12 protein-coding genes are annotated in these 12,055 nt (G+C 48.7%); 10 read left to right on the top strand and 2 right to left on the bottom strand.

Annotated elements, in window-relative coordinates:
- Positions 1–642 precede the first annotated feature (642 nt).
- Positions 643–1,923 carry a serine hydroxymethyltransferase gene (glyA, locus tag ACN08Z_RS04550; RefSeq protein WP_419103404.1) on the top strand — a complete coding sequence of 427 codons (1,281 nt, stop codon included), beginning with the start codon at positions 643–645 and terminating at the stop codon, positions 1,921–1,923.
- Positions 1,923–2,801: a bifunctional methylenetetrahydrofolate dehydrogenase/methenyltetrahydrofolate cyclohydrolase gene (locus tag ACN08Z_RS04545; protein ID WP_419103403.1), complete on the top strand. Its 879-nt coding sequence runs from the start codon at positions 1,923–1,925 to the stop codon at positions 2,799–2,801. Before glyA ends, ACN08Z_RS04545 begins: the two co-directional genes overlap by 1 nt.
- A gap of 131 nt (positions 2,802–2,932) precedes the next feature.
- Here the strand turns inward: ACN08Z_RS04545 and ACN08Z_RS04540 are convergent, their stop codons facing one another.
- A complete protein-coding gene (locus ACN08Z_RS04540; RefSeq protein WP_419103402.1) occupies positions 2,933–3,709 on the bottom strand; it encodes a GntR family transcriptional regulator in 777 nt (258 codons plus the stop codon).
- A gap of 194 nt (positions 3,710–3,903) precedes the next feature.
- On the opposite strand from ACN08Z_RS04540, the gene ACN08Z_RS04535 reads away from it, so the two are divergent.
- The 4 genes from ACN08Z_RS04535 (at position 3,904) to ACN08Z_RS04520 (ending at position 6,973) form a co-directional block, all read left to right on the top strand.
- Positions 3,904–4,380, top strand: a complete 477-nt coding sequence (locus tag ACN08Z_RS04535; RefSeq protein ID WP_419103401.1) for a hypothetical protein — start codon at positions 3,904–3,906, stop codon at positions 4,378–4,380.
- Between the two features lie 7 nt (positions 4,381–4,387).
- Positions 4,388–5,239, top strand: a complete 852-nt coding sequence (locus tag ACN08Z_RS04530) for an exodeoxyribonuclease III (RefSeq protein WP_419103400.1) — start codon at positions 4,388–4,390, stop codon at positions 5,237–5,239.
- Between the two features lie 93 nt (positions 5,240–5,332).
- Positions 5,333–6,397: a tryptophan--tRNA ligase gene (gene trpS / locus ACN08Z_RS04525; protein ID WP_419103399.1), complete on the top strand. Its 1,065-nt coding sequence runs from the start codon at positions 5,333–5,335 to the stop codon at positions 6,395–6,397.
- 15 nt (positions 6,398–6,412) lie between these two features.
- Positions 6,413–6,973 carry a 2'-5' RNA ligase family protein gene (locus ACN08Z_RS04520; protein WP_419103398.1) on the top strand — a complete coding sequence of 187 codons (561 nt, stop codon included), beginning with the start codon at positions 6,413–6,415 and terminating at the stop codon, positions 6,971–6,973.
- A gap of 87 nt (positions 6,974–7,060) precedes the next feature.
- Here ACN08Z_RS04520 and ACN08Z_RS04515 read toward each other — a convergent pair whose 3' ends face one another.
- Positions 7,061–8,170 (bottom strand): mannose-1-phosphate guanylyltransferase, encoded by a 1,110-nt coding sequence (locus tag ACN08Z_RS04515; protein WP_419103397.1) that lies wholly within the window; start codon positions 8,168–8,170, stop codon positions 7,061–7,063.
- Between the two features lie 323 nt (positions 8,171–8,493).
- Between ACN08Z_RS04515 and sdhC the strand changes: the two genes are divergently transcribed.
- From sdhC to ACN08Z_RS04495, 4 genes are read left to right on the top strand one after another with little or no spacing between them, the layout of a single operon-like run.
- Positions 8,494–8,871, top strand: coding sequence for a succinate dehydrogenase, cytochrome b556 subunit (gene sdhC / locus ACN08Z_RS04510; RefSeq protein WP_419103423.1), 378 nt, complete (start codon positions 8,494–8,496; stop codon positions 8,869–8,871).
- Positions 8,872–8,877: 6 nt separating this feature from the next.
- Positions 8,878–9,366, top strand: coding sequence for a succinate dehydrogenase hydrophobic membrane anchor subunit (locus ACN08Z_RS04505; protein WP_419102011.1), 489 nt, complete (start codon positions 8,878–8,880; stop codon positions 9,364–9,366).
- 43 nt (positions 9,367–9,409) lie between these two features.
- Positions 9,410–11,173 carry a succinate dehydrogenase flavoprotein subunit gene (sdhA, locus tag ACN08Z_RS04500; RefSeq protein WP_419103396.1) on the top strand — a complete coding sequence of 588 codons (1,764 nt, stop codon included), beginning with the start codon at positions 9,410–9,412 and terminating at the stop codon, positions 11,171–11,173.
- A gap of 1 nt (position 11,174) precedes the next feature.
- A complete protein-coding gene (locus tag ACN08Z_RS04495) occupies positions 11,175–11,960 on the top strand; it encodes a succinate dehydrogenase iron-sulfur subunit (protein ID WP_419103395.1) in 786 nt (261 codons plus the stop codon).
- The last annotated feature ends 95 nt before the right edge of the window (positions 11,961–12,055 follow it).

Below are 12,055 nucleotides of genomic sequence, written 5' to 3'. Positions count from 1 at the left end.
TGTCTCCGTAGGTGAGTTTGTTTACTGGTATGAAGATGCGTGAGCGCATAAATAAAGTATGTATCCTTACAAGCCTAATACTTTAGCATATAAAGTACGGTTAATTTTTATACCATGAAGTTGTTTAAAAATGGATATAATTAGTGCAATTTTTGAGATGATTATTTCTTGTTTAAACATATTTTTATCAATAAAAGTTTTTACTGAAACTGGCCACATTACCCTGACTAGATGAAACAATAAAATTATAAGTGAGCTGTTAAAAATTAAGGTTCTCGAAATTCTCAGACCTACATGAGACACCTTCTTATAATGTGGATAAATCCTTCTTGTGAGTTAAAAACGAAAAACTCAAAACTTGAGTGATTATTAAAATAAAGTTAGTAAAACTGTAGAAACTGTCGAAAAATATACGCGCTGTCTACTATTGAGCTAGGTCAAGAGTCATGTAGCACCATGAAGTGTTGTGATAGAAATATCAAAAATATTACGATGAACAACAACTTAGCTGAAGTAACACATGTACGTAGCGTGGGTAACACTAATACACTAGATGAGTAGTCAATATTCGCACAGGGAAACCACCCACGAACAAAACTACTTACGCCCTGTACCGAGCTTCCCTCTTGGAAGGAACACCTCATGTCCCAAACCGAACAGGTTACTAACCTCCCACTATCCCAAGTAGACCCAGAAGTTGCTGAAGCTATCGCCCAAGAACAGCAACGCCAACAAAATACCCTCGAAATGATTGCCTCAGAGAACTTTGCGCCACGTGCAGTTCTCGAAGCTCAAGGTTCCGTACTAACCAATAAATACGCTGAAGGATACCCATCCCGTCGATACTACGGCGGTTGTGAATACGTTGACATCGTCGAAACCCTTGCCATCGAACGAGCTAAAAAACTCTTCGGAGCAGAACACGCTAACGTCCAACCACATGCTGGCGCCCAAGCAAACAACGCCGTCATGCACGCACTACTTAACCCTGGCGACAAAATTATGGGTCTTTCCCTCGCACACGGAGGACACCTCACCCACGGAATGAAACTCAACGTCTCCGGAAAACTCTACGACGTCGTCGCCTACGGTGTTGACGAAGAAACCGGACGCGTCGATATGGGCCAAGTACGCGAACTAGCACACACCGAAAAACCACAAGTCATTATTGCTGGATGGTCCGCATACACCCGTCACCTGGACTTTGCCACATTCCGAGAAATTGCGGATGAAGTAGGAGCATACCTCTGGGTCGACATGGCACACTTTGCTGGTCTCGTCGCTGCAGGAGTTCACCCCAATCCCGTACCCTACGCACACGTGGTCTCGTCGACCGTTCACAAAACCATTGGCGGACCCCGCTCCGGATTTATCCTCTGCACGGAAGAACTCAAGAAAAAAATTGATTCCGCCGTATTCCCCGGACAACAAGGCGGCCCTCTCATGCATGTCATTGCTGCCAAAGCAACAGCCTTCAAAATTGCTGCAAGCGAAGAATTCAAAGACCGTCAAAAACGCACTCTCGCAGGAGCCAAAATCCTTGCTGAACGCTTGAGCCAACCCGACGTTGCAGAAGCTGGAGTCTGCCTCATCTCTGGAGGAACAGACGTTCACCTTGTGCTCGTCAGCCTCGTCAATTCAGCACTCAACGGCAAAGAAGCAGAAGACCTCCTCCATGAAGTCGGAATCACCGTCAACCGTAACGCTGTGCCCAACGATCCTCGCCCACCCATGGTTACCTCTGGGCTACGTATCGGCACCCCAGCCCTCGCAACCCGAGGCTTCGACGAAAACGCCTTTGCTGAAGTTGCTGACATCATCGCTGAAACCCTCAAACCTGGTGCAGACGTTAAAGCCCTGCAACAGAGAGTCACCGCACTGTGCGAAAAATTCCCCCTCTACGACGGTATTCAGGAGTGGTAATGACACAAATACTTGACGGAAAAGCAACCGCACAAGCCATCAAAAAAGAACTAGCACAGCGAGTAGAGGCCCTCAAAAAACAAGGCATCACCCCCGGTTTAGGAACAGTGCTGGTTGGAGACGACCCCGCATCTCGCTCCTATGTTGGAGGTAAGCACAAAGACTGCCAAGAAGTTGGTATCGCTTCCATACGACGTGACCTCCCCGCTGAAACCACTCAAGAAGAGCTAGAAGCAGTTCTAGACGAACTCAACAACAACCCAGAATGTACTGGATACATTGTTCAACTACCTCTGCCTGAGCACCTAGATACCAACCGTATCCTTGAAAAAATTGCTCCCGAAAAAGACGCCGATGGCTTGCACCCCACAAACCTTGGCAAGCTCGTCCTCAACGTCAACGAGCCCCTTAACTCCCCACTACCATGCACCCCACACGGCATTGTTGAGTTAGGTCGCCGTCACGGCATCGAATGGGCAGGTAAACACGTCGTCGTGCTCGGTAGAGGAATTACTGTGGGGCGTCCGCTTGGACTCTTGCTCACTCGCCGTGAAATCAACGCCACGGTAACTCTCGTTCATACCGGAACACAAAACCTCGACGAAATTCTCCATAGCGCAGATATTATTATCGCCGCGGTTGGAGTCTCCCACATCATCAAAGAACATCAAGTGCGCCCTGGCGCCGTAGTCTTTGACGTAGGAGTCTCTCGCATCTTCGACGAAGACACCGAAAAATACCGTCTTAGCGGAGATATCAGCCCAGAAGCTGGAGCTAAAGCTAGCTGGGTCTCCCCAAACCCCGGCGGTGTTGGTCCCATGACCCGCGCCATGCTCCTCGTGAACGTTGTCGATACCGCAGAAAGAACGGTGTCCTAGCCCCTCACCATCTCTATAACGAGCTCATACAAGAAAAAGATGGCGGTTGCCTCATCTGGATACTCAATAGATGAGGCAACCGCCATCAACGTTAAACTAGCCCAAGGTTACAACACCCTCAAAGGTCGTACCTATCTACCAGAACGTGAAAGCCTAAACTCATAGTCATACCTATCAGCACGGTACAAACACACCGTGCTCTCTACCGCAATACCGCGATCGGTATAACCAATCTTCTCCACCCTCAACGCCGCAGAACCAGAAGGGATGTCAAGGGCTTGAGCTTCTTCTCCTGCCACAAGTGTGGCACTGACACGATGCGTGGCCTTTTCAATACGATAACCACTACGCGAGAGTTGTTCGTCCAAAGAACCATGTGTTTCAGGCTCCATATGAGTGAAAACTTCCTGAAGAAAATGAGCTTTTTCATAGCACATCGGTTCAGTATCAGCCCGACGAATCTTTACAATCTCAATCACCGTTGTTCCTATTGGAATCTCAAGGTTCTTTGCTGTCTGAGCGTCTGCACCCATCGGGTGACATCTCAACGTCGAGGTATCAGGCTTCTGCCCACGAATATCCATATCTTCGGTGTACGAAATCAGGCGCGGTTCCTTCGCATGCAAATAGCGGTCTGCAACATATGTGCCAGACCCCTGAATGTTATACACCAACCCTCGACGTTGCAACGTCGCAATAGCACGCCGAACCGTATCTCGACTAATACTAAAACGCTCCTGAAGTTCTCTTTCTGTCGGCAAAAGAGTATGGGGCGTGCCCTGATCAATATATGTTGTACACAAATAATGCGCTAAACGAAGATATTTTGGTGGATTATTTGGGGGCAACTCGAAAGATGCAGAAGTCTGTGCTGTCGCGGCCATCGTCATTGAGTCTTCGCTAGTCATAGCTTCATACTATCTGGTTAAAGTACAATTCTTGAGTTTTTTCTTCCTCAACCAGACAATAACGTATCAGGCAATAACCGCACACAATAAACGGCATATACTCCTCAACCGTTTTAACCACCATAAAAACTATGAGGAAAGCCAAGCTCCCCACTATCGTGCTTGGACGTTATCACACTGGCATAATGATAAGTATGCAATCTTCCGGTTCAGACACAACAACACGTACCCAAACACTTTCAAAAGCTCTCATCGGGGCAAGTATTGGGGGAGGTATCCTCCTCGTCCTCTGTATTCTCGCCATCTACCAAGCCTCGCACGAAGAATCTGTGCTCGGATGGATTGTCGCAGGTATTCTGCTGGCATGGCTAGGGGTTGCCGGATACCTCGCCATCATCGTGACACAACAAGCTCGCACCACCCAAAAAAATCAAGAACTCTTCCTCCAAGCACGTCGAGCAGAAGAAGACGCCATGCTCGACGACAAACTATCTCACAGCTTCCAAATCGTTCTCGTACAATCAAAAGTCATTGCAGAACACCTCCACTCAGATAATCAAGATGCACCTGCCATGATTGAACGAGCACTAGACACCATCAACACCACAGCTTCTAACGGCATGAGCATGATTAAAGAAGCCCAAGGGCAGAACAACGCAGAAAGAGACTAATCACCCCATGACAAGAACACCTAAAACCCTACGTATTGCCAGCGTCAATGTGAACGGCATCCGCGCCGCATACCGTAAAGACATGGAAAGCTGGCTCAACGAACGTGACGTCGACATCCTCTGCCTACAAGAAGTACGTGCCCCCGACAAAATCGTACGAGAACTACTTAACGAAGAAAACTGGCATATCCTCCACTCAGAAGCTGCCGACAAAGGACGCGCCGGAGTCCTCATCGCCACAGCACGCACCCCACATAAGAACTCCATCCTTCCCGCCGCAGAACCGACTAATACCCGATCACACATCGGCGAAGAATACTTCGAACACTCTGGACGATGGGTTGAAGCAGACTACACTCTTCCCAACGGAGAACAACTTACCGTTGTCTCCGCCTATGTACACTCTGGAGAAGTAGACACACCCAAACAAGACGACAAATACCGTTTCCTCGAACGTATGCTTGTGCGTCTTCCCGAACTTGCTCAACACAGCGAAAACGTTGTCGTTGTGGGAGACCTCAACGTCTGCCACACAGAACGAGACCTCAAAAACTGGAAAGCAAACCAAAAACGAGCAGGATTCCTCCCCGAAGAACGCGCCTACTTCGACAAATTCTTTGGACAAAGCGGATACGTCGACGTTGCACGTTCGCTTGCTGGAGACGTCGACGGCCCATACACCTGGTGGTCCTACCGTGGACAAGCCTTTGACAACAACGCAGGATGGCGTATCGACTACCAGATGGCAACACCCGCCATGGCACAACGCGCTATCAGCTCAGTTGTTGACCGTGCAGCATCCTACGACCAGCGTTTTAGCGACCACGCACCTCTAGTCGTCGACTACCAATTCGCGTAGCACACGAGTCAAAAATCTTAACACCTTCGAGGACTTTGATACCCTCATGGTCAAGACCCCGTCACAACACGCCAACCCATTGAAGGACACACCGTGGCAGAAGAAACCACCAACACCATAGACCGCGCACTCATCCCCAACGCGTCCAAAGGAAAACCACGCGCTTTCTCCGGCGCCCAACCATCATCCGACTCTTTACACCTAGGAAACTACCTCGGCGCAGTAGAAAACTGGGTGCAAATGCAAGAAGACAATGAATGTCTCTTCTTCATCCCCGACATGCACGCTATCACCGTACGTCAAGACCCAAACGTTCTTCGTGAACGTACCCGAACCATTGCCGCACAATATATTGCTGCCGGAATTGACCCACAAAAAACACCTCTTTTCGTGCAATCTCACGTACCTGAACATGCACAACTCGCATGGGTCCTCAACTGTATTACCGGCTACGGTGAAGCCGCCCGCATGACCCAATTCAAAGACAAATCCAGCAAACAAGGCTCCGAGAACACTACCGTCGGACTCTTCACCTACCCCATGCTCATGGCAGCAGACATCCTGCTTTACCAAGCAGACCGTGTCCCAGTAGGCGAAGACCAACGTCAGCACCTAGAACTTACGCGCACTATCGCACAACGCTTTAACTCTCGCTTTGGCACCACCTTTCTCCTGCCAGAACCATTAGAGTTCCGCGAAAGCGCAAAAATCTATGACCTGCAAGATCCCACCTCCAAGATGAGCAAATCTGCCCAAAACGATAAAGGCATTATCTGGTTGCTCGACGACCCGAAGAAAACCGCCAAAAAAATTAAGTCTGCGGTAACTGACGACGGATCAACCATCGCCTTCGACCGAGCCGACAAACCGGGCGTATCAAACCTCCTTGCCATCTATTCAGCAATCACCGGACGCCCTATCGAAAACATCGTCGAAGAATACGACGGCAAAATGTACGGGCACCTCAAAGTCGACCTCGCTGAAATTCTCGTACAAACCCTAGCGCCTATCCGTGAACGTTCTCTGGAACTGCTCGACGACCCAGCCGAACTCGATAAACTCTTGGCTGTCGGTGCGCAACGCGCTCGCGAAATTGCGTCTGTGACGTTGCAGAATGTCTACGAGCGTGTGGGCTTCATGGGTGCGACGACGCTTTAGCTGAAGAGCCCTTTGATGTCTTTATCGTCTTCTGCTGTGCGAGCTTTAGAGCTTGACCGGCATTTGAGCGTTATTGCGCCGGTACAAGGCGAGTTATCTCGTCTTGTCCGGTGCTGGCAGGGTGCTCATGGTGTGTCTGAATCTGTGCAGACGAGTCATCTAACAATTTTTTTATATGAGCCTACTCCTTCGACGAAAGATATGGTGCTCTCATCCTTGGTGAAGGCCTTATATGGGCAATACTCTTTTAGCGTGTCTATGGGGGCTATTGAGAGCTTCATGCCGTTATCTGAGGTGAGTTATCTGCCCGTGCTAGAGGGCGCGACAGACTTGATGACTTTACGTCAGCGGTGTATTGATGCGGTAGGGGAGTCTAGCTCTCCTTTTGCGTATGTTCCGCATCTGAGCGTATCGAATCGTTTGGGGCAGAGAGCGCTAACGGATTCTTTGCAATATTTTGCGTCGTTACCTTCTACTGCTGAACGTTTTGTCGTAGATCATCTTCAAATCTGTGAGCATGTTCAAGGGACTTGGCGTTGTCTTAGGACGGTTCCGTTAGATACGAGTCATGATTAGGTTCTAGCTGGTAGGTCTGGCGGATACAGTAAAGCCTGTCTTATCGTTGTTGCGATAAGACAGGCTTTACTCTGTTGAGTTTCTTTTTTAGAGCAGCTCGTTGAGGTTGAGCTCCTTAATGTCTGCAACAGTGTTTTTCACTGCTTGAGCTTTATCTCGTGTCGTAATGAGTAAGGCATCGGGAGTGTCAACTACGACGAGGTTTTCAATACCGATAACAGCAATTTTGCGTTCCGCATGGGTGACAATAAGCCCCGAGGAATCTTGGTTGAGAACATTGCTCTTTTCGCCTAATACGGTGAGCTTTTCACCTGTTTTCTCTTGGTTCAGGCGGGTGACTGCGTCGAAGTCTCCCACGTCGTCCCATGTAAAGGAGCCTGGCACCATGGCGACATCTCCTGCGGCTGCTGCTGGTTCTGCAACAGCGTAGTCGATAGCCGTTTTGGGGAGAGTCTCCCACACTTTTTGAAGAGTTTGGTGCTGTTGTGGGGTGTCCCAATCTTCTGCGATGGCGTTAATTCCGGCGTATAGTTCTGGTTCGTTTTCTTTGAGGTGTTTGAGCATCAGTTCTGCTGGTGCGACAAACATTCCTGCATTCCAGGTGTATTCTCCGGAGTTCACATAGTCTGCTGCTGTTGCTGCGTCAGGTTTTTCGACAAACGACTCTACGGCTAGAGCTGAGGGGGCATTATCGATACCGAGCGAAGACTTTGCTTTGATATATCCAAAAGCTGTGGATGGTTCGGTAGGGGTGATACCAATAGTCACGATTTTTCCGGTAGCTGCAGTTTCTACCGCTTCTTTGACCACTTTTTGGAATTCCCCAACCGGTGTGATGACGTGGTCAGCAGCGAAAGAGCCAACAATAGCTTCTCGATCTCTTTTATAGAGGATAGCGCAAGCTAATCCGATAGCTGCCGCCGAGTCTTTGGGGGAGGGTTCAAGGACGAAGTCAGTGTCGTTGAGTTCACGAACTTGTTCGCGTACTGCTTGAGCGTGCGATTCTCCGGTCACAATCATCACTGAGCTTTGGGTGAGTCCGCTGAGCCTGTCGTAGGTTTGGCGTAGAAGTGAAGATCCGTTACCGGTAAGGTCTAGTAAAAACTTAGGTGCGTGTGCCCGCGATAATGGCCATAGGCGGGACCCTACCCCACCGGCCGGAATGAGCGGGTAAAACTTATCTAGTGGTGTTCTCATCACCTCTAAGAATAGCGAATTTTTACGTCATAATTCTGAAAATTTTTTGAGATGTCTAACTATTGCTGGTCACTTTTTACGTCCAATGTGATGAGGATTTCCCTTGTTCTCGCGGAAAAGTTGAATATCGACATAAAAATTTGTGCTAATTACGCTAAAATAAGCCGGTTTTTTATCAACTAACTGTCAATAAAACCGTAAGTGAACTGGTACTGTGTGTGACTAGATGAACACACATTAATTAGCTATTCGATGGTAGACATCGCTTGTTTGATGAGCCAAAACAAGGTCACAGCCACGAACAGCTTGCAGGAGGTTATTCAGTGCCGAATAATTCACGAGGAACCTTGTACCGCGGCCGTGAAGGCATGTGGTCTTGGGTAGCTCACCGCATCACCGGTATCGCTATTTTCTTTTTTCTTCTTGTCCACGTCTTAGATACCGCTCTTATTCGAGTTTCCCCCGAATCCTATAACTCCGTGATGGAGCTTTATAAAAATCCCATCATGGGGCTAAGTGAAGCAGGACTTGTGGGAGCTATCGTCTACCACGCCTTTAACGGTATTCGCATTATCCTGATTGACTTTTGGAAAGATGGCGCAAAAAACCATAAAACAATGCTTTGGGGAGTCCTCCTTCTCTGGGCCGTTGTTATGGTTCCTTTCCTCATCCGCCACATGATTAACACTTTCGGAGGCTAACGCATCATGGCTGTTTCACCACAGAAAATCAAAATTTCTGCTCCGAGAAGCAAAGACAACACCGTTAACGGAGTCAAATACAACCGCTCTAGCTCAAAACGCAATAACTTTGAAATGTTCGCATGGCTTTTCATGCGCATCTCAGGTGTTATTCTCGTTGTCCTTATCTTTGGACACCTCTTCGTCAACCTCATGATGGGTGAAGGCGTTCACCGTATTGACTTTGGTTTCGTTGGTGGCAAATTAGCTCAACCTTTCTGGCAAGTATGGGATCTACTCCTGTTATGGCTTGCAATGTTGCACGGCATGAACGGTATTAGAACCATCATCATGGACTATGCAGAAAAAGACAGCACCCGCCTGACCCTAAAACTAGCGTTGTTCTGTTCTGGCGCTTTTGTTCTTCTGATTGGAACTCTCGTAATCTTCACGTTTGACCCATGCCCAACTGGTGCGGCACCAGAACTATTACCTTCTTTCTGTACCGCCCCATAAATAGCTGAACCTACTACTAGATTTTAGAAAAGAGCATTTTCACATGCAGGTACATAAGTACGATGTCGTTATTATCGGTGCTGGTGGAGCTGGCATGCGTGCCGCCATTGAAGCCGGCACTCGCGCTCGAACCGCCGTTTTGACCAAATTGTACCCAACTCGTTCCCATACAGGAGCCGCTCAAGGTGGCATGTGCGCGGCCCTCGCCAACGTCGAAGAAGACAACTGGGAATGGCACACCTTTGACACCATCAAAGGTGGCGACTACCTCGTCGATCAAGACGCCGCCGAAGTCATGGCTAAAGAAGCAATTGACGCTGTTCTTGATCTAGAGAAAATGGGTTTGCCCTTCAACCGTACCCCCGCTGGACGTATTGACCAACGTCGTTTTGGCGGACACACTCGCGACCACGGTAAAGCACCAGTGCGTCGAGCATGTTATGCGGCGGACCGTACCGGACACATGATTCTTCAGACGCTCTACCAGAACTGCGTAAAACATAATGTGGAGTTCTATAACGAATACTACGTCCTTGACCTCATCATGGTAGAAGATGAAAAGGGACAGCGTCGCCCCGCCGGCGTGGTCAGCTACGACCTTGCTTCTGGCGATGTGCACGTATTCCAAGCAAAGTCCATTATTTTTGCCTCGGGTGGTTGTGGAAAAATCTTTAAAACGACATCGAATGCGCATACTCTCACCGGTGACGGCATGGCGATTGCTCTACGTAACGGTATTCCGCTAGAAGACATGGAGTTTGTGCAGTTCCACCCAACGGGTCTTGCCGGACTAGGCATTCTCGTCTCTGAAGCTGCTCGCGGTGAGGGTGGTATTCTTCGTAACTCTGACGGTGAGCGTTTCATGGAGCGCTACGCCCCGACCATCAAAGACCTTGCCCCACGTGATATTGTGGCGCGTTCTATGGCAAACGAGGTGCGTGAAGGTCGCGGTTGTGGACCGAACAAGGATTATGTTCTTCTAGACTTGACCCACCTCGAACCAGCCCACATTGATGCGAAACTTCCCGACATCACGGAGTTCGCTCGCACCTATCTAGGCGTTGAACCGTACACCGAACCTGTTCCGGTGTTCCCCACTGCACACTATGCAATGGGCGGTATTCCCACCAACATCGAAACAGAAGTGTTTGCAGATTCGGAGAACACTATCCCCGGTCTTTACGCCGCTGGCGAGGTTGCGTGCGTATCTGTGCACGGTTCTAACCGTTTGGGCACGAACTCTCTGCTTGATATTAACGTTTTTGGTAAACGTGCTGGCATTAAAGCGGCAGAGTACGCTGCTTCTGCAGAGTTCTTACCTATCCCTGAGGACGCCGCAAACCGCACTTTAGAACTTTTGACGTCTCTACGTGATGGTGAGGGAACCGAAAAAGTTGGTGTCATCCGTAAAGAACTACAAGATGTGATGGACGCCGATATGCAGGTGTTCCGCACGGCCGATACGATTCGTAACGCTCTTTCAAAGATTGCAGAATTAGAAGAACGTTATCAGCGTATTTCTATTCAAGACAAAGGTAAGCGCTTCAACCTTGATTTGTTGGAGGCCGTCGAACTGGGATTCTTACTTGAGCTCGCTAAGGTGATGTCTGTTGCTGCTTTCCATCGTCAGGAGTCTCGTGGCGGTCACTTCCGTGAAGATTATCCGGATCGTGATGACGTGAACTTTATGAAACATTCGATGGTATATCGAGACGAAAACTCAGAGTTCGAGGGTATTCGCGGTCTTCGTTTTGGTACGAAGCCTGTTGTCTTTACCCGTTATGAGCCGAAGGAACGTAAGTACTAAAATGTCTGATTTTGAAGCACGCGAACCAGAATCTAAGGTTGCTATCGCCTCGGAGCAAGGTGGCTCCCAAGGTATTAAAACCTATGATGTGACGGTTAGAATTCGTCGTTATAATCCTGAAGTTTCGGATCAAGCGCATTGGGACGAATTCAAGGTGACAATGTATGGTACCGATAGGGTGCTTGATATCTTGCACAAGATTAAGTGGGAGATTGATGGTTCGTTATCGTTCCGCCGTTCATGTGCTCACGGTATTTGTGGTTCTGATGCTATGCGTATTAATGGTAGAAATCGTTTGGCGTGTAAAACCTTGCTGAAGGATTTAGATATTTCTCAGCCGATTACGATTGAGGCTATTAAAGGTTTGCCTTGCGAAAAAGACCTTATCGTGGACATGGAACCGTTCTTCCAGTCGTATCGTGAGATTATGCCGTTCTTGATGAATGAGGGGCATGAGCCAGAGCGTGAACGCTATCAGTCTGTTGAAGATCGTGAACGTTTTGACGACACAACAAAGTGCATCTTGTGTGCAGCGTGTACGACGTCCTGCCCTGTGTTCTGGACGGACGGCCAGTATTTTGGCCCGTCAGCTATTGTGAATGCTCACCGTTTTATTTTTGATTCTCGTGATGATGCTGGTGATATGCGTCTTGAGATTCTCAATGATAAAGAGGGCGTGTGGCGTTGTCGTACGACGTTTAACTGTACTGATGCGTGTCCTCGCGGTATTCAGATTACGAGGGCTATTGCTGAGGTGAAGCAGGCTATTCTAGCTCGTTCTCTTTAAGACAATGGCGGCTCTGTTTTTTTCGTATAGAGCTTGTAGAAAAGTGCCCTTTTCTTGATGATGTGGTGTTAGCTTCTGTAGAAGCTGACACCACA

The organism is Rothia sp. P7181, assembly GCF_048513015.1.
Taxonomy (GTDB): Bacteria; Actinomycetota; Actinomycetes; order Actinomycetales; family Micrococcaceae; genus Rothia.
Note: the sequence above shows the minus strand (reverse complement) of the source record. Positions and strands in the feature narration are given on the sequence as shown.